The sequence below is a fragment of the Acinetobacter sp. BSP-28 genome, assembly GCF_044130285.1.
Taxonomy (GTDB): domain Bacteria; phylum Pseudomonadota; class Gammaproteobacteria; order Pseudomonadales; family Moraxellaceae; genus Acinetobacter.
Genome location: NZ_JBIQOB010000015.1, coordinates 65,897 through 86,780 on the forward strand (window position 1 = coordinate 65,897; position 20,884 = coordinate 86,780).

At 40.7% G+C, this 20,884-nt stretch carries 25 protein-coding genes and 1 rRNA gene; 17 read left to right on the plus strand and 9 right to left on the minus strand.

The window, feature by feature from the left end:
• Positions 1–45: 45 nt before the first annotated feature.
• Together ACE01R_RS11975 and ACE01R_RS11980 are read right to left on the minus strand one after the other, a co-directional pair.
• A complete protein-coding gene (locus ACE01R_RS11975; protein WP_395551434.1) occupies positions 46–471 on the minus strand; it encodes a GNAT family N-acetyltransferase in 426 nt (141 codons plus the stop codon).
• A gap of 54 nt (positions 472–525) precedes the next feature.
• Positions 526–1,749, minus strand: a complete 1,224-nt coding sequence (locus tag ACE01R_RS11980) for a class I SAM-dependent methyltransferase (protein WP_395551435.1) — start codon at positions 1,747–1,749, stop codon at positions 526–528.
• Positions 1,750–1,851: 102 nt separating this feature from the next.
• Here ACE01R_RS11980 and ACE01R_RS11985 point away from each other — a divergent pair, with 102 nt between their 5' ends.
• Complete coding sequence (locus ACE01R_RS11985) at positions 1,852–2,493, plus strand: hemolysin III family protein (RefSeq protein ID WP_395551436.1); 642 nt, start codon at positions 1,852–1,854, stop codon at positions 2,491–2,493.
• A 144-nt stretch (positions 2,494–2,637) separates the two neighbouring features.
• Positions 2,638–3,954, plus strand: coding sequence for an MFS transporter (locus tag ACE01R_RS11990; RefSeq protein ID WP_395551437.1), 1,317 nt, complete (start codon positions 2,638–2,640; stop codon positions 3,952–3,954).
• A 50-nt stretch (positions 3,955–4,004) separates the two neighbouring features.
• On the opposite strand, the gene ACE01R_RS11995 is transcribed toward ACE01R_RS11990, so the two are convergent.
• Positions 4,005–4,349 (minus strand): hypothetical protein, encoded by a 345-nt coding sequence (locus ACE01R_RS11995; RefSeq protein WP_395551438.1) that lies wholly within the window; start codon positions 4,347–4,349, stop codon positions 4,005–4,007.
• A 78-nt stretch (positions 4,350–4,427) separates the two neighbouring features.
• A complete protein-coding gene (locus ACE01R_RS12000) occupies positions 4,428–5,438 on the minus strand; it encodes a metallophosphoesterase (RefSeq protein ID WP_395551439.1) in 1,011 nt (336 codons plus the stop codon).
• A gap of 111 nt (positions 5,439–5,549) precedes the next feature.
• Here ACE01R_RS12000 and ACE01R_RS12005 point away from each other — a divergent pair, with 111 nt between their 5' ends.
• Complete coding sequence (locus ACE01R_RS12005; RefSeq protein WP_395551440.1) at positions 5,550–7,184, plus strand: phospholipase D family protein; 1,635 nt, start codon at positions 5,550–5,552, stop codon at positions 7,182–7,184.
• Positions 7,185–7,188: 4 nt separating this feature from the next.
• Here the strand turns inward: ACE01R_RS12005 and ACE01R_RS12010 are convergent, their stop codons facing one another.
• Entirely contained in the window at positions 7,189–8,022 is an 834-nt protein-coding gene (locus tag ACE01R_RS12010; RefSeq protein WP_395551441.1) for a lysophospholipid acyltransferase family protein, read from the minus strand.
• Between the two features lie 375 nt (positions 8,023–8,397).
• Between ACE01R_RS12010 and hflX the strand changes: the two genes are divergently transcribed.
• The 9 genes from hflX (at position 8,398) to ACE01R_RS12055 (ending at position 14,399) form a co-directional block, all read left to right on the plus strand.
• Positions 8,398–9,729: a ribosome rescue GTPase HflX gene (hflX, locus tag ACE01R_RS12015; RefSeq protein WP_395551442.1), complete on the plus strand. Its 1,332-nt coding sequence runs from the start codon at positions 8,398–8,400 to the stop codon at positions 9,727–9,729.
• A gap of 43 nt (positions 9,730–9,772) precedes the next feature.
• A complete protein-coding gene (locus ACE01R_RS12020; protein WP_395551443.1) occupies positions 9,773–10,144 on the plus strand; it encodes a hypothetical protein in 372 nt (123 codons plus the stop codon).
• Between the two features lie 9 nt (positions 10,145–10,153).
• Entirely contained in the window at positions 10,154–10,828 is a 675-nt protein-coding gene (locus tag ACE01R_RS12025) for an LrgB family protein (protein WP_395551444.1), read from the plus strand.
• Positions 10,829–10,916: 88 nt separating this feature from the next.
• On the plus strand, positions 10,917–11,363 hold the full coding sequence (locus ACE01R_RS12030) for a DUF2147 domain-containing protein (protein ID WP_395551445.1): 447 nt from the start codon (positions 10,917–10,919) through the stop codon (positions 11,361–11,363).
• A gap of 161 nt (positions 11,364–11,524) precedes the next feature.
• On the plus strand, positions 11,525–11,971 hold the full coding sequence (locus ACE01R_RS12035) for a DUF2147 domain-containing protein (protein ID WP_395551446.1): 447 nt from the start codon (positions 11,525–11,527) through the stop codon (positions 11,969–11,971).
• 150 nt (positions 11,972–12,121) lie between these two features.
• Entirely contained in the window at positions 12,122–12,571 is a 450-nt protein-coding gene (locus ACE01R_RS12040; protein WP_395551447.1) for a DUF2147 domain-containing protein, read from the plus strand.
• Between the two features lie 162 nt (positions 12,572–12,733).
• Positions 12,734–13,183: a DUF2147 domain-containing protein gene (locus ACE01R_RS12045; protein ID WP_395551448.1), complete on the plus strand. Its 450-nt coding sequence runs from the start codon at positions 12,734–12,736 to the stop codon at positions 13,181–13,183.
• Between the two features lie 160 nt (positions 13,184–13,343).
• On the plus strand, positions 13,344–13,793 hold the full coding sequence (locus tag ACE01R_RS12050) for a DUF2147 domain-containing protein (protein ID WP_395551449.1): 450 nt from the start codon (positions 13,344–13,346) through the stop codon (positions 13,791–13,793).
• Between the two features lie 156 nt (positions 13,794–13,949).
• Positions 13,950–14,399, plus strand: coding sequence for a DUF2147 domain-containing protein (locus ACE01R_RS12055; RefSeq protein ID WP_395551450.1), 450 nt, complete (start codon positions 13,950–13,952; stop codon positions 14,397–14,399).
• 59 nt (positions 14,400–14,458) lie between these two features.
• Here the strand turns inward: ACE01R_RS12055 and ACE01R_RS12060 are convergent, their stop codons facing one another.
• From ACE01R_RS12060 to pdxA, 3 genes are read right to left on the minus strand one after another with little or no spacing between them, the layout of a single operon-like run.
• Positions 14,459–15,307: a symmetrical bis(5'-nucleosyl)-tetraphosphatase gene (locus tag ACE01R_RS12060; RefSeq protein ID WP_395551451.1), complete on the minus strand. Its 849-nt coding sequence runs from the start codon at positions 15,305–15,307 to the stop codon at positions 14,459–14,461.
• On the minus strand, positions 15,308–16,120 hold the full coding sequence (gene rsmA / locus ACE01R_RS12065; protein WP_395551452.1) for a 16S rRNA (adenine(1518)-N(6)/adenine(1519)-N(6))-dimethyltransferase RsmA: 813 nt from the start codon (positions 16,118–16,120) through the stop codon (positions 15,308–15,310).
• Between the two features lie 30 nt (positions 16,121–16,150).
• Positions 16,151–17,119, minus strand: coding sequence for a 4-hydroxythreonine-4-phosphate dehydrogenase PdxA (gene pdxA / locus ACE01R_RS12070; RefSeq protein ID WP_395551453.1), 969 nt, complete (start codon positions 17,117–17,119; stop codon positions 16,151–16,153).
• Positions 17,120–17,597: 478 nt separating this feature from the next.
• On the opposite strand from pdxA, the gene rplM reads away from it, so the two are divergent.
• From rplM to ACE01R_RS12095, 5 genes are all read left to right on the plus strand, one after another.
• A complete protein-coding gene (gene rplM / locus ACE01R_RS12075) occupies positions 17,598–18,026 on the plus strand; it encodes a 50S ribosomal protein L13 (protein ID WP_004811299.1) in 429 nt (142 codons plus the stop codon).
• 12 nt (positions 18,027–18,038) lie between these two features.
• Positions 18,039–18,425, plus strand: a complete 387-nt coding sequence (gene rpsI / locus ACE01R_RS12080) for a 30S ribosomal protein S9 (protein ID WP_395551454.1) — start codon at positions 18,039–18,041, stop codon at positions 18,423–18,425.
• A 339-nt stretch (positions 18,426–18,764) separates the two neighbouring features.
• Positions 18,765–19,415: a glutathione S-transferase N-terminal domain-containing protein gene (locus ACE01R_RS12085; RefSeq protein ID WP_395551455.1), complete on the plus strand. Its 651-nt coding sequence runs from the start codon at positions 18,765–18,767 to the stop codon at positions 19,413–19,415.
• 12 nt (positions 19,416–19,427) lie between these two features.
• Positions 19,428–19,859, plus strand: coding sequence for a ClpXP protease specificity-enhancing factor (locus ACE01R_RS12090; protein ID WP_395551456.1), 432 nt, complete (start codon positions 19,428–19,430; stop codon positions 19,857–19,859).
• 19 nt (positions 19,860–19,878) lie between these two features.
• On the plus strand, positions 19,879–20,535 hold the full coding sequence (locus ACE01R_RS12095; protein ID WP_395551457.1) for a hypothetical protein: 657 nt from the start codon (positions 19,879–19,881) through the stop codon (positions 20,533–20,535).
• Positions 20,536–20,773: 238 nt separating this feature from the next.
• Here the strand turns inward: ACE01R_RS12095 and rrf are convergent.
• Positions 20,774–20,884: ribosomal RNA gene (rrf, locus tag ACE01R_RS12100) — 5S ribosomal RNA — on the minus strand; the annotation flags it as partial.

The following is a 20,884-nucleotide window of genomic DNA, read 5'->3' on the forward strand; positions in this document are numbered from 1 at the left end:
ATTTCATATCTCGCTTTTTTACATCTAATTGAATAATTTCCTTGATTAATCCAGCTTTAAATACATATCAATATGCGCAATGCCGCAATCCAGATATTCATCACCTTCGGCAATAAAGCCCAGCCCTGCATAAAATGGCATGGCATGCACTTGTGAGGAAAGTTTTAAAAATTCACGCTTTTGTTTTTTAGCCTGCTCAATCATGTGTAGCATGATCATTTTACCCATGCCTAAACCACGATGTGATTTCAGCACGGCGACTCGTCCGACACTGTTATTTTGCAATAACCGTCCAGTCGCAACAGGCTGAGCTTGATCATAGATGACAAAATGCTGCGATATATCATCCTGATCATCCCATTCATCTACAACAGGAATATTTTGTTCCTGAATAAATACCTGCTCACGAATGAATTTGGCATCCTGTTGCAACTCATCCCAACTACCTGAACGTATCGTCAATTGTGTCATAAAAAAACAACTTCCAAAAAAGCGGTTTTAGCACCGCTTTATTCATCTCTTAAATTAGCACTTACAGCCAATATCCTGCTGATCCCACTGATCATTCAGCAGCAATTCCAGCGAGTGTTTGTGAATGCCATACATCTCTTTTAAGGCTTGAATCTGCGCCAAAACCTGCTTGTCAGGTTCGCTATAATCTTTGCGTTTGGTTGCCAGAATCATTTTATTTTTACTGGTGTGCTCCAGCGCCACAAATTCAAATACCTTGGTTTCATAACCATATGCTTTAAGCAATAAAGCTCGAATGGTATCAGTCAGCATTTCGGCTTGTTGTCCGGCATGAATGCCAAATTGCAACATCGGTTTCAGCACGTCAGGACTTTTCAGCTGTGGACGCAATTCTTTGTGACAACACGGCGCACACATAATCATTTGGGCATTCAAGCGGATACCGGTATGAATGGCAAAATCGGTTGCCACATCACAGGCATGCAGTGCAATCATCACATCCAGATGTTCCGGTTGATAGGTACGGACATCACCCTGGAAAAAATCCAGCTGTTTAAAATCCGATACGGTCGCAACCTGCTGGCAAAACTCTACCATTTTCGGATTTAACTCTACCCCAGTTACAAAAGGCAACTCTCCCTGTTTGGCCAGATAATCATATAGGGCAAAAGTCAGATAACCCTTCCCCGAACCAAAATCCACCACACGTAAGGCATGATCTTGCTTGCTCATCTGATCCAAAGCGCCAGAGAAGATTTCCACAAATTTATTAATCTGTTTCCACTTACGTGCCATGCTCGGAATAATCTGTGCTTTAGCATCCGTAATACCCAGCGGCTGTAAAAAATAACTGTCCTGATCGACATAGCGATGCTTGGCACGGTCATGACCTTGCTGGGTTTCTGCAGAATTCACTGTCGCGCTTGCCTTTTTGCTGCTGCTCAGCATGGCTTTCTTCTTGTTTTTTTTCAGTTGCAGTTCTTCACTCATGGTAAACAAATTGGCCTGTTTCGATTGCTCCAACAGTAACTGCACCAATGACACGGCTTCGGCTAAAGGGTAATTTTTAGTAACATCTTGAGTCTTATAACGATACAGACAACTAAGCACAGGCTGATTTTGTAATGAAATAACTCGCAAAGTTATTTTTTCCAAATGCTCTAGTTCACCTTTATACTGGCTAATAATCATTCGATCAAAACTATGTGTTTCAATGGCTTGCTGAAAAGCATCTAAGAATTTTTGTTCCTGAATAAAAGGAGAAGCCGGTTGAGACATACAAATCACTCGAATAAATTAAGCCATCAGTTTAAAACTTCTTACTTTAAAGGTAAAATTGCATTACTATACAAGTGTATTTTTAATTATAGAAAATAAATAATGACCACTTCTCAACTGCAGGCTTATGATCCACACGAAGAAAAAATTAATGCGATCAGTCATGCACTTGGCGCACTACTGGCGCTTATTGCCAGTATTTTTATGCTGATCAAAGGCAGCGATTTACCGCTCGGGCAATTTATCGGCTTGTGTGTTTATGCGCTGAGTATGATTTTACTCTTTTCTGCATCCAGCCTGTACCATTATGCCGAATCGCCACAACGTCGCGGCTGGTATAAAAAATTAGACCATACTGCTATTTATTATCTGATTGCAGGCACCTATACACCCTTCTTATCGATCGCCATCCCCACAGCAAAAGCTCAGTATCTTTTAATTGCATTATGGGTGATTGCAGTCATTGGTACACTATTCAAGTTAGTTTTCATTCATCGTTTCCAGAAAATTTCACTGATCGCCTATTTGGTCATGGGATGGCTGGCTTTACTGGTCATGGATGATATGCAACGCTTTTTAAGTGCCCAGGCTTTAACCTATTTGATCGTTGGCGGGCTTTCTTACACCGTTGGTGCATTGTTTTATGCTTTAAAAAGAGTAAGATATACCCACGCTATCTGGCATATTTTTGTACTGATAGGTGCAGGATCACATTTTCTGTCTATCTATCTTTACGTGATTTAACCCTCTCATTCTACATTTCAGTGACCCTGAGCAAGTTGAATAGAGAAGGTTCTTCGTTGTTTTTTTAAGAAATTACGCCTTTTTTAAAAAGATTACGCTTTTAAAACTAAGCTTTTTTTATTTTTAGTAAGTGTAAGGTCATCCATGGCGTCATCAGATTCTATTGCTGCTTCAGAAGAAGTTGCAACTAATTCAAAATTCCGCGTTCTTACTGCGAGTCTTGTAGGTACAACAATCGAGTTCTTCGATTTTTATATTTACGCTACAGCTGCAGTGATTATTTTCCCGCATCTGTTCTTTCCAGCAAGCACAGATCCAACCACTGCAACCATTCAGTCTTTAGCAACCTTTGCGATTGCCTTCATTGCGCGTCCTATTGGTGCTGCCTTGTTTGGACATTTGGGTGACCGGATTGGTCGTAAAGCAACCTTGGTCGCAGCCTTACTCACCATGGGTGTTTCGACCGTCTGTATCGGTTTACTGCCAACTTATGCACAAGTGGGTCTTGCTGCACCCTTATTGCTTGCACTTTGCCGTTTAGGTCAAGGTCTGGGCTTAGGTGGTGAATGGAGTGGTGCTGTTCTTCTTGCAACTGAAAATGCACCAGAAGGTAAACGTGCCTGGTACGGTATGTTCCCGCAACTCGGGGCACCGATCGGCTTTATCTTGGCCACAGGTTCTTTCATTACCCTTGGCGCAGTGATGTCTGAACAGGACTTTATGCAATGGGGCTGGCGTATTCCGTTTATCTCAAGTGCTTTACTGGTGATTATGGGTTTATGGATTCGCCTGAAACTCCATGAAACGCCAGCATTCCAGAAAGTATTGGACAAGCAGAAAGAAGTAAATATTCCTTTTAAAGAGGTGTTGACCAAACACTGGGGAATGCTGATTCTAGGTACCATCGCTGCCATCTGTACCTTCGTGGTGTTCTACTTGACCACAGTGTTCGCCTTAAATTGGGGTACCACTAAACTCGGTTACACACGTTCTGAATTTCTGGAACTGCAACTGGTTGCCACATTATGCTTTGCTGCATTCATTCCACTTTCTGCCGTTTTTGCAGAAAAATTTGGTCGCAAAGCCACTTCAATTGGCGTATGTATTGTTTCAGCATTGTTTGGCCTGGTGTTCTCAAGCATGCTTGAATCCGGCAGCACCTTAGTTGTGTTCTTATTCTTATGTACTGGTTTAGCGATCATGGGCTTAACTTATGGCCCGATTGGTACTGTACTGTCTGAAATTTTCCCGACTTCAGTACGTTATACCGGTTCAGCATTGACCTTTAACCTTGCAGGTATTTTTGGTGCTTCATTCGCTCCATTAATCGCAACTAAACTTGCAACCACTTATGGTTTATATGCGGTAGGTTATTACCTAACAGCTGCTTCTATTCTTTCACTGCTTGCGTTCTTAGCAATCCGTGAAACCAAAAATGATGACGTAAACAATCAGGTTTAATGTCATCAGAATAAAAAAACCAGCGTCATCACGCTGGTTTTTTTATGCCTTTACACTTGCTCATCACTTAGAATTTGTTGATAGATTTCTTCAAACTTGCTTCGCTCACCACCCGAAGTGTAATAACTCGAAATAATGGAGCTCACCAGTTGGCGGTATTTTTCCGTTCCATATAAGTGATCCAGTAAAGCTTCCACATTGTTGTCATTAAAGCCCAAATCACCAATCAGCTGCTGAAACTTTTGATAAAATCTGCTGGCAAATGCGGGTGTATTGACTACATCACTTTCAGCTTGCAAAAAGGCGTGTTGTAAAGCCATCAGACCCATTTCAAGCTGTGATGATTGCGCAGCAGTTAAATCAAAAAACTGTCCCACTTCCTGCGAAAAAGACATCTGCTTCTCCTCATTGTTGTTTTATTCATGGCTATTATTCTATCGCATGCCGAATAGAGGACAACCCATTAAGATAGTTTAAATCAGCTCAATAATGTCAATGGTGGGCGGTACGCGAAAACGAAATGGCACCCCGACCATGCCTGTGCCTACCGTCACAAAGACATCTGCATTTTCATGCTGATACAAACCTTTTTTATGTCCAAGAATGGATACTTTTTTCATGATGTAATTGGTCAGCCAAGGCAGTTCCACCTGTCCGCCATGGGTATGCCCCGAAAGCATAAGAGGACGTGTCGGTAATTGCGGTACCATATCCACCGTATCGGGGTTATGCGACAAAATCACCCAGGGTTTGTCTTGCGGCAAATCCGGCATATAACGCATATCGGTTTTTCCGGCCCATAAATCACCGACACCGAGCAATCTAAACTCATCAAATTCAACAATCTGGCCTTCAATATCAATCACGTTATTGACTTTTAACGCATGCCGCAACAGGTTTAGAATCGGCGGCCCGGGATACTGTTCATCATGATTGCCGTTTACAGAATACACTGGTGCATTGATGTTTTGCAAAATGGCCAGTTCATCGGCCAGTTTGTTTTCAGGTTCATAGGTCCAGTCCCCTGCAACCACCACCAAATCAGGATTCTGCTGATTAATTTTATCGACAATAATTTTCAGCTGACGTTCATGCCCGGAAAACAATCCAATATGTAAATCGGCAATCAAAGCCAGTTTGACCGGGCGCTGCAGGTTTTGTTCCGGATTGAGCTGGTATTGCAGGGTTTTAACCATGACATGCTGAGGTTCAATAAAGCGTGCATAAATCAGCACACAGCTTAGCAAGAAAATGAACACGGCTTGATGAATAGAGTAATAACCACTCCAGCCAGCAAACAGGCTAAAGAAAAATAAAGGGAAAAGTAAATAAGATAAATAAAAGGCCAATAAGTGTACAAAGGCTTTAAATGGATGAATGGTTTCTGTCCGCGTCTGGCTTAACCACGCCTGTGCGATGCCCCACACCGCGAGTACAGCGAAACTGATATAAAAATAAAAAGCAACTAAGTGCGAATCCCACATACTACCTTCTCTAATGATTACGATGATATTACATCATTCATCTATTCTGATATTTATCTTTTCACAGCTGACAATTATACTCAAACCAATTTTTGGTATTGTTTACACCCTATGACGCGATCCTCTCATCAGCTTACACACTTAAACAGTGGTAAATCACGTAGCGCGACTAGCTACAAAACCACAGTATTATTAAGTTGTAGTTTGCTACTCGGGATTCCGGCATGTTCTACCCTTCCCAAACAAATACCACAGCCAATTGAATATTCATTTGATACCAAAACTGAACATACCTCACTGGCTAAAATCATTTTGCCCTTAAGGGAGCAAAACCCCAATCTTACCGGTTATCATGTTTTATACGACCCGCTTGAAGCTTTGGCCGCACGTATCCATTTAATTGATAAAGCAGAAGAAACTTTAGATTTACAATACTACATTTGGGACAACGATAAAATTGGAGCGCTGGCCCTGCACTCCATCATTAAAGCAGCTGACCGAGGCGTAAAGGTCCGTTTATTGATGGATGACAACAATGCCAAAAAGATGGAAGGCATTTATCTGGCCCTTGATCAGCATCAAAATATTGATGTTCGCCTCTATAATCCTTACCGTTTTAGACATTACCGTGCCATGGACATGGTACTGGATTTAAAACGCATTAACCGTCGCATGCATAATAAAAGCTTTATTGCCGACAACCAGATTGCATTAATTGGCGGTCGCAATATGAGTAACCAGTATTATAACGTCAGTGACTATTATCAGTTTTCCGATGTCGATGTGATGCTGGTCGGCTCTGCATCCGATGAAATCATTCATTCCTTTGATGAATACTGGAATGATGATTACGCATTTCCAGTCAAGCAAATTGTCAATCCAAGACATTATTCCCTGCGTTTTGAAAGCCTGAAAAAACAACTTGAGGAACACTCGCAAAACATTACCGTACAGAATTATCTCGATTTAGCCACCCGATCGCATGCTTTTGAAAACTGGCTTAATAACAGTATTCAATTTGACTGGGTCAAAGCAGAAGTTGTCAGTGATTCACCGAGTAAAATCCGGGCAAAGGCCAAAAAAGAACAACATCTGAATTTTCAGCTGATTAATCGTTTAGAAAAACCCGAACACAGTGTCGATATTATTTCAGCTTATTTTGTCCCGGAAAAAAAAGGCGAAAAGATGCTGAGTGATCTGGCCCAGAACAATATTAACGTCCGGGTACTCACCAATTCCTTCAAAGCCAATGACGTAGCTTTGGTGCATGCTTTCTATGGCAAATATCGCAAGGATTTACTCCAGAATAATGTTCAGCTTTACGAGTTTCTGTCTGTTCCGGAAACTGAAAATTTGAATGCCAATACCAAGGAAATTGCAGAAAAAGCCAAAGTCAGCATCAAAGGTTTAAGCCGTTCCAGCCTGCATGCCAAACTGATGGCAATTGATGAAAAACAGGTTTTTATTGGTTCTTTTAATTTTGACCCGCGTTCTGCCTATTTAAATACAGAAATTGGAGTATTACTGGACAGCCCGAACCTGGCCAAAGCGGTCCACTTCACCATGGATCAGAACCTGTCTAAATATGCCTACAAACTGGTGCTAGATGCCAACAATAAAATCAACTGGCAAATTAAACGTCACGATGGCAGCATTAAAACTTATCAGAAAGAACCCAAGATGAAATGGTGGCAAAAAGCGGGGGTTAAAATGATTTCCTGGTTACCGGTAGAAGGCTTTATGTAAGCCTTCATGACTGCCTGGCTAAAAGTGTTGAAGGTGACGTCTTAAGTACTTTTTGCTGTAACCGTGCCAAACCTTCGATCATTTGCATGTGTACTTCCTGAGTTAAGCTTTCAATACTATGCCCTTGCACAGAAATCGCCGGCAATGCCATTAAATGTGCGGTGACTTTAGGCATTTCCAGCACTTTTTTGACATGATCGGTAAAGCTTATATCTCCCACGAACGGCGCTACCGTATCCAGTTGTCCATCCTGATTCACATAACAAATCAAGCAAATTTGCACCGAACGATTTGCTTCAATGGCTGCAGCTAAAATACGGCCATAGATTTTTTTAATTTTACTCCCATCCGAAGTGGTGGCTTCTGGAAAAAATAATACCGGAATATCCTGTTTTAAAAATGTGGTGATTTGCTCTTTAATTTTAATCGAATCACCAGAACCACGTTTAATAAATAATGTACCACCGCCTTTCGCCAGTTTTCCAAATAAAGGCCATTTTTCAATTTCAGCTTTGGCTAAAAAAAACACCCGGGCGCCCGAACCTAATACCGCAACATCCAGCCAGGAAATATGATTACTCACCCACAGCGCCGGTTCGCGCGGAATTACCCCATGTACCTGAATTTCAAGGTTAAATACCTTACATAACTGGCGGCAAAAATGCTGCACATATCGTGTATTACACGGATTATTCGGGTCTTTATATAAACGGTGGCGAAAAACCAGATAAAATCCTTGAATAATTGCCGCTAAACCAGCCAATAACTTTTTGCTATATAAGAAAAATTTAGCCACGCCATTTAACGATGAACTTTCAGTTACAGAGGATTGAGTCATAGATTGATCACTAATTACCAGCTACCGCGTTTAATCATTTATTTTCTGCCATTCTATACTGTTCATTTTAAACTTGCATTGATCATAAAAACCCAAATCCGCGATTCGCTTTGTAAAATCAGCAAATACAGGCAATAAATCATTTATTTTTATCACAAATAAACCGATTAAATCCTGCTCTGAAAATTAAAAACAAGACTCATATAAACATCCATTATTTGCTGCTTTTCATCACGCCCTCTTAAATATCCCCTCATAAAACACTTTATAGACTGAATATCTTGTTACGATGCTTTGCCAAGTTTTCGCTATTTTTCCCTCTCCCTGAGCTTTTTCTACTAAAATAAAATTTTAACGCAGTAGAGATCATCGTTAGTGGAATATTTTGAGCAACATCAGGGTGGTGAACGAACAATCTTAGTGAGTGTATCGGTACAGCTGTTAGATGACCTTGATGCAGAAGAATTTCGTTTACTGGCCGAATCTGCCGGTGCTGAAATTTTAGATCATATTACCGCTCAACGCATAAAACCTGATCCCAAACTGTTTATCGGCTCTGGCAAGGCAGAAGAAATTGCCGCGCTGGTACAAGAGCTTGAAGCCAGCCTGGTTATTTTCGATCATTCTCTGACACCAGCTCAAGCCCGTAATTTAGAAAAAATCATGCAGTGCCGTGTGGCGGATCGTACCGAACTGATTTTAGATATTTTTGCACAACGTGCACGCACCTATGAAGGCAAGTTACAAGTCGAATTGGCACAGTTACAGCACCTCTCCTCACGTCTAGTGCGTAGCCGCAGTAATCTCGACAGTCAAAAAGGCGGGATTGGCTTACGTGGCCCGGGTGAAACCCTGCTTGAAACAGACCGCCGCTTACTGCGTATTCGCATGGGACAACTCAAAACCAAACTGGAGAAAGTCCGCCAAACCCGTATGCAAGGTCGTGTTGCACGTCAAAAAGCCGCTGTACCGACCGTCTCTTTAGTCGGTTATACCAATGCCGGAAAATCCACTCTGTTTAATATTCTGGCCAAGAGCGATGTTTACGCGGCAGATCAGCTGTTTGCAACATTGGACCCCACACTGCGCCGTTTGGAATGGGATGGTATCGGACGTTTGGTTCTGGCGGATACAGTGGGTTTTGTGCGTAATCTCTCGCATTCTTTAGTCGAATCCTTTAAGGCAACTTTGGAAGAAACGCTGGAAGCTACATTGCTGCTGCATGTGATTGATTCCAGCAGCCCCGATATGCTGGAACAGATTGAAGCAGTAGAATCGGTACTCAAGGAAATTGGTGCCAATGTGCCAGTACTTCGCGTCTACAACAAAATTGATGTCAGCGGTGAAGATGCCAAAATTGTCTATGCCAAACCGCACATGCCCGATCGAGTGTATGTATCGGCACACTCTGGCCAGGGTTTAAACCTGCTACGTCAAGCGGTACAAGAATGTCTGATGGGGCAAATTCAAAGCTTCGAGCTGATGTTAAAGCCTGCCTATGGTAAATTGCGCACCCAACTCTATGCATTGAATGTCATTCAATCTGAAAATTATGATGATGTCGGTAATCTGCATTTGCTCGTGATCATGGCACCGCAAAAGCTTGAGCAGCTGATTAAACAGGCGCATTTGCCCATAGATGAAATTCTGGGGCACAAGGCTGCACAATTTAAACGGCCGCTTGAGGAATTTGAAATAAAAAGATAAATCGGTTAAAACGTGACAAGTGTAATTATAATTGTTGGTAAAAATGGACTGGATAAAAACAATCGACTGGCCAGCCTGGATTGGCACTGTGGCATTAATCATCTGCTTCCGTGAAGGAGCCGTATGGTTAACCACACAATTTCATCATCCTGAACTGGGTAATCTGGTGGGCTTGATCAGCCTATTGCTGACTTTATTTATCTGGAGAAATTTCAATAAATTACCAAACCGTTTAGTCGATACCAATAACAAGATCATGAAAGAAAGTGCCTTTGCCTTTTTACCAATTAGTGCTGGCTCACTGATTATGCTGACCCAGATGGGAAAAGAAATACCGGCTTTTCTGCTGGTGATGTTTATCAGTACGCTGATCCCACTCTGGATCTATGCAAAAATGTCCAAGCGCTGGTTATAGGGAAATTATATGTTCGCAGTACTCTCCGGTTTTATGATCACGCTGATCGCCTATCTTGTCGCAAAACCTGTTAATAAACGCCTGCCACAAGTTCCGGTCATTGTGATTGGGATGTTTTTGATTATTGGACTGTTGTTTATATTCGGGATTCGTTATGAATCTTATATGGCACAAGTCAATCCACTTTTTAATCGTCTTTTGGGCTATGTCACCGTTGCATTGGCCATTCCCCTAGCTGCCATGCGTTATGATGATTTGCCGCTGAAAGCCATGCTCGGAATTCTGATTTTTGCCAGTATCAGTGCGGTCGCACTACCGATGGGACTTGCCTATTTATTGCATATGACCGATTCAAGCATCATGGCATTTGCTACTCGTGCCGTGACCACACCGATTGCCATTAATATTGCCACCCTGCTCCATGCACCTATGAGTATGGTCATTCTTATTGTGATTTTATCTGGCGTGATTGGAGCAGCCTTTTCTCCATTGATCCTGCGTCATATTAACGATGAACGAGCTTCGGGTCTGGCTTTAGGTCTGGCTGCACATGCTATTGGAACAGCACAGGCATGGCAAAGAGGCAGCGTGGCAGGACGCTATGCTGCATTTGGCATGGCTGTAAATGCTGTATTTACCGCTATTTGGCTGCCAACGTTTATACTTTATTTGCAAAAAATGTGATTAATAAAGCATTAATGTTGATTTATATTGTTAAAAAATATACTGTTGGACAATGTTATTTTCTTAATTCATTAAAAGGAATTTGGTAATGAATCACATGAAAATTTTAGCGACTCTGGTTTTCTCTTCATTGACCAGTGTTGCTTTTGCAAATGATCTCAGTGGGACTTGGAAAAATATTGATGACAAAACAGGTTCATCAAAAGCCATTCTTGAAATTCGTCAGGAAAATAATGGCTCTTTTACCGCAAAAGTAGTTAAAGTGACTCCGCGTCCTGGCTATACTCCCAAAGAAATCTGTGTGAAATGCCCTGCACCTTATACCAATCAACCTATTCTTGGTATGGATGTTTTGAAGGGTTTAAAACATGCAGGGAATTCTACTTATACCGGCGGTAAAATTATTGATCCTTTAACAGGCAATATTTACAGTATGAAAGCAAAATTAAGTGCCAATGGAAAACGTTTGACCCTGCGTGGTTATGTCGGTGTTTCTGCTTTAGGACGCAGCCAGACCTGGATTAGAAACGACTAAATATGACAAAAAGCCGTACTATGTGGCTTTTTTATTCACTGTTTTTTAAATAATTCACATTATTCTTCATTTTCATGACCCACTATATTGACTAATTTATAACCTACAACTATATCTCTATAAAGATAAGAAAAAAATTTTCCACACTCACAGGAATTGATATGAAGAAAAATATATTTTTTGCTGCTTTTGTTAGTGTAGTTTTTAGTGGGAATCTATTGGCAAACGATCTTACCGGAACCTGGAAAACCATTGACGATAAAACAGGCTCGGCAAAAGCAATTCTTGAAATGCGCCAAGAAAGCAATGGGACTTATACCGCGAAAATTATAAAAGTCACTCCTCGACCGGGTTATACACCTAAAGAAACCTGTGTCAATTGTCCAGCACCTTATACCGATAAACCCATCTTAGGCTTAGATATTTTAACGGGATTAAAACCTAGCGGTGATAATCAGTTTATCAATGCCAAAGTTCTTGATCCGCTTAACGGTAAAATCTATAGCGGCAAAGCAAAGTTAAGCTCGAATGGTAAACGTCTCACGCTACGCGGTTATGTCGGGGTGTCCGCACTTGGTCGTAGCCAGACATGGATTAAACAAGATTAAATTATGCAGATTACAGGTCAGCATAGATGGGGAGCATGGTACGAATGAGCACTTAAAAATTTTATCCTAAAGAACTGCTCAATTTCGTATTGCTTCCCCCACTTTAAATAAGTCATCAGGATGGTTGACTTATATAGATGAGGAAATCTTATGAAAAAAATAGCAATCACTACTACATTTTTTTTAGCACTATTCAGCAGTTTTTCAGTTTTTGCTCAAGAGATAATGGGTACATGGATACAAATTGATGATAAAACAGGTTCACCTAAAGCACTGATTGAAATTCAAAAACAAAGCGATGGATCATATTCCGGAAAAATTATCAAAGTAACGCCACGCCCAGGGTATACCCCCCGAGAAACATGTTTCCAATGTCCACCCCCTTATACCAATCAACCTATATTAGGCTTAGAAGTTTTTAAAGGATTACACCATGTCAATGGAAATAATTATGCAAATGGTCGTGTACTTGACCCTTTAACAGGGAGAATATATGGCTTGAAAGGACGAATGACACCCAACGGGAAACGCCTTATATTACGCGGGTACGTAGGAATTTCGGCTTTGGGTCGAACTCAAACCTGGATTAGAAACGACTAAATATGACAAAAAGCCACACTATGTGGCTTTTTTATTCACTGATATACAAATAAATCACATTATTTTTCATTTTGATGACACGCTATATTGACTAATTTACAAACACTTATAATATGATTTTATAGATTAAAAAAATTATTCACTACAACCGCAGGAAATTATATGAAAAAGAATATCTTACTTGCTGCTCTTGCCAGTTTAATTTTTAGTGGGAATGTATTGGCACAAGATCTATCGGGCACATGGCAACAAATTGATGACAAAACCGGTTCACCTAAAGCAATTATTGAAATTCGTAAAGATGCGAATGATACCTATGCGGGTAAAATTGTAAAAGTAACCCCTCGTCCAGGTTATACACCTCAAAAATCTTGCAACAAATGTCCTGCACCCTATACCAATCAACCCATTTTAGGTATGGATGTACTCACCGGATTAAAGCATGTAGAAGGCACCAATAACTATGAGAAAGGCCGTGTCATCGATCCTTTAGCAGGCAAAATTTATGATGCCAAAGTTCGGCTGAATGCGAACGGAAAACGTCTTACCTTACGTGGTTACATCGGTATCTCTGCACTGGGCCGCAGTCAAACATGGCTTCGTCTGGATTAAGAAGAAAAATTTAAATGAGATAAAAAGCCATACGTTGATATAACTGTTATATTTGAAAATTTAGAGCCATTGATATTTTATAAATGGATTGAATAATTATCCAAGGCACTAAATATATTTAGAAGAGTAAAAAATACTTCCCATCATCAAAGGAATTGATATGAACAAAAATATTATGCTAGCTACATTCATCAGCGTATTTTTCAGTGGAAATGTATTTGCACAGGATATATCCGGGACTTGGCAACAGATTGATGATAAAACTGGTTCACCTAAAGCCATTATCGAAATTCGCAAAGAAGCCAATAATACTTACACAGGGAAAATTGCCAAAATTACCCCACGCCCAGGATATACTCCCCGTGAAAAATGTAATAACTGTCCAGCACCCTATACCAATCAGGCTATTTTAGGTATGGATATTCTAAAAGGCTTAAAACATGTACCTGATAGCACTAACTATGAAAAAGGTCGTATCATCGATCCGCTTGCAGGCAAAATTTACGATGCAAAAATGAGGCTCAGCTCTAATGGCAAACGCCTGACCTTGCGTGCTTATATGGGCATTTCAGCTCTAGGCCGCAGTCAAACCTGGCTTCGTCTGGATTAACTCTAATTGATCACCCTAAAAAGCCACTCTCTACAGTCAGTGGCTTTTTTTTATAACTGACTAATTTTTTTAGTTTTCAATAGAATATTGACTAATCACATAATACATCTAATATACTAAGCCATCAAAAAATAAACGAATATGTGAGGGTCTTATATGCAAAAAAATCTATGGCTTGCCACTTTAGCAGCTGCACTTTTTAGTGGAAATGTTTTCGCCGAGGATATCTCCGGAACATGGCAACAGATTGACGATAAGACCGGTGCAGCTAAAGCCATTATTAAAATTAATAAAGAAACTAATAATACGTTTACCGGGAAAATCGTTAAGGTAACTCCGCGTCCGGGTTATACTGCACGAGAAACATGTAATAAATGCCCTGCGCCCTATACCAACCAGCCAATTTTGGGTATGGAAATTCTCAAAGGTTTAAAACATGTGCCTGGTAGCAATATCTATGAAAAAGGTCGTGTTATTGATCCGCTTGCAGGTAAAGTCTATGATGCCAAAGTCAAACTCAATGCGACAGGTAAACGTTTAACACTGCGAGCTTCTATCGGTGTTTCAGCCTTGGGTCGTAATCAGACCTGGATTAGACTTGACTAAATAAATACCAATAAAAAAGCCACATCATGTGGCTTTTTTATTTTTGATTAGCTTGATGTTTACATCACAGGATTATCCACTTTAAACAATTGCTGATCTTCTAATCGATAAGCAATTAGCTGATGTCCCCAAACACAACCACCATCCACATTCTGAATCTGTGACGTAATGGTTTTACCGCGCAAGGCTGCCCAGTGTCCAAAAATCAACTGATGGGTTTGAGCCGCTTGTGACTCAAATTCAAACCACGGTTTAAAATCGTCAGGCATGGGATCATCGAGGGAATCTTTAAAGCTGAATTCCATTTGCCCATCTGCATTGGTTAAACGCATACGGGTCAAGTAGTTAGTAATGCAACGTAAACGGGCATGACCCTGCAAATCATCCGACCAAAAATTTGGCTCTTTGCCATACATGTTAGCCAAGAAAGCATCGACCACGTCAAAGTCATCATGGCCAATTACTGCCTCAACTTCTTTCGCTAAAGCCGCTGTTTGTTCTGCTGTCCAATTCAGCGGGATACCTGCATGGGTCAACACCGTATGTTCATTCGGAAATAAACATAAAGGCTGTTTACGCAGCCATTCGATCAAGTCATCACTTTCCAAAGCATGAATGACATCATCAATATTGTCTTTGGGATTAATCTCTTTAGTCCCACGTGCCACAGCCAGCAAGTTAAGGTCATGATTACCTAAAACCGTTGCAGCAACGCCATTGTCGACCATCTTCTTGATAAAGCGTAAAGCCCCAATCGAATTTTCACCCCGTGCAACCAAGTCACCCGCAAACCAAAGAAAATCCTGATCTGCATCAAACTGAATCGTTTTAAGTAATATTTTCAAAGCTTCAAAACAGCCTTGAACATCACCAATCACATAATTGTATCGAATACTCGAAGCTGCCACTTAATCCACCATTTGATCTGCTAATGCAACAAATTGAGCCAGCGTTAAAGTTTCTGGACGTGCCATCGGATCAACACCTGCCTTTTCAAAACCGTCTTCCGCCAGCATGCCTTTTAGACTATTACGTAAGGTTTTACGACGTTGAGTAAAGACATGTGATACCAGACGGGCTAGGGCTTTTTCATTTTTTGCCACAATCGGTTTGACATCGTATGGCTCTAGACGAAAAACGGCAGAAGTGACTTTAGGTGGTGGGTTAAATGAGCCTGGCGGTACTTCAAACAGGAAAGTCGGTTTGCAGTAATACTGGATCATCACCGACAAACGACCATATTCTTTGGTGTTTGGTGCTGCGGTAATCCGGTCGACCACTTCTTTTTGCAGCATGAAGTGCATGTCTTTGACTTTGTGACCAAATTCCAAGAGATGGAATAACAGTGGTGTTGAAATGTTATAAGGTAAGTTACCGACCACACGTAGCGGACGACCTTCCTGAAATAATTCAGTAAAGTCGTATTTCAAGGCATCGGTTTCAACAATCGTTAAACGCTCAGGATGCGGTACACGACCCGGTAAGCCTGCTGCCAAGTCACGGTCCAGTTCAACCACAGTTAAGGCATCACACTCCCCAATTAAAGGTGAAGTCAATGCAGCCAAACCTGGGCCAATTTCTACAATATTGTCGCCCGAACGTGGGTTCACCGAACGTACAATTTTCGCAATGACACGTTGGTCATGTAAGAAGTTTTGCCCAAAACGCTTACGCGTGTGATGCCCTTCGTCTTTGGGGTTTAAGGCATTAATCTGATACATAAACATTTCCAACGTGTAATAAAGACAAGATCATTGACGCGCAAGTTCAAGCGCCAAATCCACAGCCACATGTAAGCTCGAGCTTTTTGCTAGACCTGTACCTGCAAGGGAGAGTGCTGTGCCATGATCGACAGATGTACGGATAAACGGTAAGCCCAAAGTAATATTGATGGCTTCACCAAAACCTTGCGATTTTAACACAGGTAAGCCCTGATCGTGATACATTGCCAAAACTGCATCGGCATCTTTTAAATTTTCAGGGGTAAATAAGGTATCCGCAGGTAGACTCAGGCTCATATTCACACCTTGTGCCCTATAACTTTCAAGCACAGGATTAATCACCTCAATTTCTTCCCTGCCCAAATAACCGTCTTCCCCTGCATGCGGGTTGAGACCGCACACGAGAATGTTTGGATCATCAATTTTGAATTTGGTTTTCAGATCGTGAATTAAGATATCAATCACCTGATGCAAACGCTCAGAAGTGATAGCATCCGGTACATCACGTAAAGCCAGATGCGTAGTCGCCAAAGCCACACGCAAGGTTTTGGTGGCGAGCATCATCACCACGCGATCAACACCGGCAAACTCCTGGTAATACTCGGTATGGCCACTAAAATGGATACCTGCTTCATTGATAATTGACTTTTGCACCGGTGCAGTTGCAACACCGACACTTTTGCCCGACATTGCATAATCAGCAGAACGACGTAATTGTTCTAATACATAGTCAGAATTTTGCGCATTGAGTTGACCTAGAATAACTTCCGCATTTAAAGGTACATGCTCCACATAGAGTTGTCCCGGAGCTGAAGATTCTGGCTGTCCTTGATACTCAACCAATTCGACAGGAACATTTAATTTTTCTGCTCGCTGTTTTAATAGATTGATATCAGCCAATACCACAATGGGACGCTCATCAATACGATTGGCCAAACTTAAACAAATATCTGGACCAATACCTGCGGGTTCACCACTGGTGACATATAAAGGAAGCATAATTCATCCAAGTTAGCTCGATGCTAAACATTATACGCGATTGATAAATAAGAAGGCTGAACAGGGATGAAACAAATGGTAGACAAAATATCCTAATCAAATAAAACTATTTCTTTAACAAATCTTTAAATGGCTGATACTTTGAGGATCTAAATGTTATTGATTATTCAAAAATTAAAATTCCTTTTTATAGACAATCAAACCATTCTAAAATTTTGCAGCCCATATTTATAATAATTTTTAGGTCATATAGCCAACAGCATGTATTTAAGACTGTATTTATACTATTTTTAACTTCATTGACCGACGGTCGGTTTTAGCTGTTTCAATACTTCCATTTTCATTATTGTTCTTTTAAAATATAGCGCTTGAAATTTTATATTTTCATTGTGATTCTCCTGTCTTTCAGGTAGAATTCGGTCTCCTTTTGTTTGGACAGATTCCACCGTCCAAACCAACTATAATAGGTAGTGGTTTAATGAAAACTCTCAGCGCTAAGCCAGCTGAAGTTCAACACGACTGGTACGTTGTTGATGCTTCTGGCAAAACTTTAGGTCGTCTTGCGACTGAAATCGCTCGTCGTTTACGCGGTAAGCATAAAACTTCTTATACTCCTCACGTTGACACTGGCGATTACATCGTTGTGATCAATGCTGAACAAGTTCAAGTGACTGGTAAAAAATCACTTGATAAGAAATATTATCGCCATACTGGTTTCCCTGGTGGTATTCGTGAAACTAATTTCGAGAAATTAGTTGCTCACAAACCAGAAGAAATTTTCCAACGCGCTGTTAAAGGCATGTTGCCAAAAGGTCCTCTTGGTTATGCAATGATCAAAAAAATGAAAGTGTACGCTGGTACTGAGCATCCACATACTGCTCAACAGCCACAAGTTTTGGACATCTAAGGGATACAGCACATGGCTACTAACTATGGTACAGGTCGCCGTAAGACCGCAACTGCACGTGTTTTCCTATCAGCTGGTACTGGTAAACTCGTAATCAACAACCGTTCTTTAGAACAGTATTTCGGTCGTGAAACTGCTCGTATGGTTGTTCGTCAACCTTTAGAGCTTTTAGAAGCTACTGAAAAATTTGACCTTTACATCACTGTTGCTGGTGGTGGTATCGGTGGTCAAGCTGGCGCTATCCGTCACGGTATTACTCGTGCATTGATCGCTGCTGACGAATCTGTTAAACCTGCTCTTCGTCAAGCTGGTTTCGTTACTCGTGATGCTCGTGAAGTTGAACGTAAGAAACTTGGTTTACGTAAAGCTCGTAAACGTCCTCAATTCTCTAAACGTTAATTCATTTACCGAATCGGACAAAAAACCCTGGAATTTCCAGGGTTTTTTTATGGACAGGAATTTAAGTCATGATTCATCACGGATCTAAGCCTTACTATTGTTCGTGAACATATTTACCCCATACTCCTTCATGGCACCAGAACGATTTACTGAGATAATAGTTTGCGACACCTATAAAAATAAACAATAAAACAATCGCCAGCTTGATCAGCATATTCTTTTCCTCCAGTTGTTTTTCTTATAATCTATCCTGCTTCAGTCTGATTCACCTTTTATGCATCGTGCTTTTTAGGTTGAATTTTAGTATCCTATCCTATTCATTTATCACTGCTTCGGATTATGTCAATCGAAAATGCACCTCTACAAGGAATCACGCTTTACAGTCATGCGGATGACTTTCGCTCACACTGGATACGCTATGTACTTGCAGAGAAGCAAATCAAATATAATCTAATTATTGTAGACGAAGATGATGAAGACCTCGCTAGTCTAAATCCTTATAACCAGCTCCCGATGATGATTGAGAATGAGCTTAAGCTCTTCAATAGTGGCATCATTTCCGAATATCTGGATGACCGCTACCGTCAAAGCAAACTCTATGCTGATGCTCCAATGCCACGAGCAGAACAACGTCAATATATCTGGCGTTTTGAACAGGACTGGTTAAAACTGGCGGATATCATGCTGCGTCATCCAGATACCCTGAATGAAAAAGACAAAGCGAAAGCTCAAAAGCAACTCAGGGATACCCTGATTTCCCTTACGCCATTATTTCAGCATTTTCCCTATTTTATGTCTGAAAATTTTACAATTTTAGATTGTATGCTGGCACCCATTTTTATACGGTTAAAGGCCATGGGCATCGAATTGCCTAAACAGCATTGCCGTCCTATTCACTTATATTGTCAACGAATTTTTAGTCGACCTGCATTTGTCAAATCTTTAACCATGCAGGAAAAAAACCGCTACAGCGAATTTTTAGCAAATTAATCGAGCAAAACCATGTCTGAACAAGAATTGAATCTCACCCCTACCCGACCTTATTTAGCACGCGCTATCTATGAATGGATTTGTGACAATAACCTGACCCCATATTTATTGGTTGATGCGACTCAGCCCAACACCATGGTACCGGAACAATTCATTCAAGATGGCCAGATCGTTTTAAATATCGTCCCTCACGCTGTTCACAAGTTAACGATGAGTAATGATGCAATCACCTTCTCTGCACGCTTTGGTGGCGTTTCACGTGACATCTATGTACCCTTAAATGCAGTACTGGGTCTGTATGCACGCGAAAATGGACAAGGTTTATTCTTCGATCCAAGTGAATATGAAGGTACCCAAATTGCTGAAGATACTTTAAAATCAACACCAACTTCAGAAGAAACTGAACAACCTAAGAAAAAACCAAGCCTACGGTTATTAGATTAAAATAATATGGAGCAAGTGAATGGCTTTTGATTTAGTACAATATTTTGCTGAGCAGATTAACAATCAAAAGCCTCAGCTTCTCGAACACTATTCTAGAGAAGATCGAAAAACTCATCTGTTAGAAAATAATGCACTGGTATTAGGTAAACTCATTTCACTTTGGCGAACCAATGATAAAAAAGTTTATCAGGAAATTTCCTCACCAGATGATCTGTTTATTCAAGAGATTGCACGTCATCTTACGACTTCTTCTAAAAATCAGTCTACGTTACCTAAAAAAGAATTAGAACAAACTGTAACGGAAATCTTAACATTTCAATTAGCAGAGCTCAAACAACTCAATGATATCGGAAACCTGAATATCAGAGGATTACATGAACTGATTTTAGGACAGATTGAACACTTATCAGGACAGGCTCCTGATTGGGTTTGGTCAACAAACGATCTAACAGAGTTAAAAGGCTCTAAACCGATTGAGCAAGAAGAGATATCATTAGACTCAACAATGAAGGAGTTTAATCAAATGGTCAGCCAACAACATTCACATGACGAAGCAAACATTAGCCATGAAGTGGCAAATATCCCAGCTCCAGCATGGTCTAAAATTTTAGAACCGATCGTTGCTTTGGTTATTCTGTGGATTCTATATAATGCAGCAACATATATGTTTAATTAAGATTATTCAGTGAGCTATTTAAAAAAATCGCCGCTTTGGCGATTTTTTTTTAATAAATCGTAATAATTTAGAGCTAACCAAGCCTTCAATAAATATTCTGCGCCATATTTTATTTTCTATTCTTTAATTATCTTTGATATCACTTTTACCAAATTAAACTTTTCAAACCACATTTTAATAAATCCCCCACATAAAAAAACACCCCCAGTCGTTTGACTGAGGGTGTTTTCGAATAATGAGCTGGCGATGACTTACTCTCACATGGGTAATCCCACACTACCATCAGCGCTAAGAGGTTTCACTTCTGAGTTCGGGAAGGGATCAGGTGGTTCACTCTTGCTATGGTCGC

What these genes read in the sequence shown, in the direction of transcription:
- ACE01R_RS11975 (WP_395551434.1), bottom strand. Translation starts at nt 471, where the DNA reads ATGACACAATTGACGATACGTTCAGGTAGTTGGGATGAGTTGCAACAG.
- ACE01R_RS11980 (WP_395551435.1), bottom strand. Translation starts at nt 1,749, where the DNA reads ATGTCTCAACCGGCTTCTCCTTTTATTCAGGAACAAAAATTCTTAGAT.
- ACE01R_RS11985 (WP_395551436.1), top strand. Translation starts at nt 1,852, where the DNA reads ATGACCACTTCTCAACTGCAGGCTTATGATCCACACGAAGAAAAAATT.
- ACE01R_RS11990 (WP_395551437.1), top strand. Translation starts at nt 2,638, where the DNA reads ATGGCGTCATCAGATTCTATTGCTGCTTCAGAAGAAGTTGCAACTAAT.
- ACE01R_RS11995 (WP_395551438.1), bottom strand. Translation starts at nt 4,349, where the DNA reads ATGTCTTTTTCGCAGGAAGTGGGACAGTTTTTTGATTTAACTGCTGCG.
- ACE01R_RS12000 (WP_395551439.1), bottom strand. Translation starts at nt 5,438, where the DNA reads ATGTGGGATTCGCACTTAGTTGCTTTTTATTTTTATATCAGTTTCGCT.
- ACE01R_RS12005 (WP_395551440.1), top strand. Translation starts at nt 5,550, where the DNA reads ATGACGCGATCCTCTCATCAGCTTACACACTTAAACAGTGGTAAATCA.
- ACE01R_RS12010 (WP_395551441.1), bottom strand. Translation starts at nt 8,022, where the DNA reads ATGACTCAATCCTCTGTAACTGAAAGTTCATCGTTAAATGGCGTGGCT.
- ACE01R_RS12020 (WP_395551443.1), top strand. Translation starts at nt 9,773, where the DNA reads ATGGACTGGATAAAAACAATCGACTGGCCAGCCTGGATTGGCACTGTG.
- ACE01R_RS12025 (WP_395551444.1), top strand. Translation starts at nt 10,154, where the DNA reads ATGTTCGCAGTACTCTCCGGTTTTATGATCACGCTGATCGCCTATCTT.
- ACE01R_RS12030 (WP_395551445.1), top strand. Translation starts at nt 10,917, where the DNA reads ATGAATCACATGAAAATTTTAGCGACTCTGGTTTTCTCTTCATTGACC.
- ACE01R_RS12035 (WP_395551446.1), top strand. Translation starts at nt 11,525, where the DNA reads ATGAAGAAAAATATATTTTTTGCTGCTTTTGTTAGTGTAGTTTTTAGT.
- ACE01R_RS12040 (WP_395551447.1), top strand. Translation starts at nt 12,122, where the DNA reads ATGAAAAAAATAGCAATCACTACTACATTTTTTTTAGCACTATTCAGC.
- ACE01R_RS12045 (WP_395551448.1), top strand. Translation starts at nt 12,734, where the DNA reads ATGAAAAAGAATATCTTACTTGCTGCTCTTGCCAGTTTAATTTTTAGT.
- ACE01R_RS12050 (WP_395551449.1), top strand. Translation starts at nt 13,344, where the DNA reads ATGAACAAAAATATTATGCTAGCTACATTCATCAGCGTATTTTTCAGT.
- ACE01R_RS12055 (WP_395551450.1), top strand. Translation starts at nt 13,950, where the DNA reads ATGCAAAAAAATCTATGGCTTGCCACTTTAGCAGCTGCACTTTTTAGT.
- rsmA (WP_395551452.1), bottom strand. Translation starts at nt 16,120, where the DNA reads ATGTATCAGATTAATGCCTTAAACCCCAAAGACGAAGGGCATCACACG.
- pdxA (WP_395551453.1), bottom strand. Translation starts at nt 17,119, where the DNA reads ATGCTTCCTTTATATGTCACCAGTGGTGAACCCGCAGGTATTGGTCCA.
- rplM (WP_004811299.1), top strand. Translation starts at nt 17,598, where the DNA reads ATGAAAACTCTCAGCGCTAAGCCAGCTGAAGTTCAACACGACTGGTAC.
- rpsI (WP_395551454.1), top strand. Translation starts at nt 18,039, where the DNA reads ATGGCTACTAACTATGGTACAGGTCGCCGTAAGACCGCAACTGCACGT.
- ACE01R_RS12085 (WP_395551455.1), top strand. Translation starts at nt 18,765, where the DNA reads ATGTCAATCGAAAATGCACCTCTACAAGGAATCACGCTTTACAGTCAT.
- ACE01R_RS12090 (WP_395551456.1), top strand. Translation starts at nt 19,428, where the DNA reads ATGTCTGAACAAGAATTGAATCTCACCCCTACCCGACCTTATTTAGCA.
- ACE01R_RS12095 (WP_395551457.1), top strand. Translation starts at nt 19,879, where the DNA reads ATGGCTTTTGATTTAGTACAATATTTTGCTGAGCAGATTAACAATCAA.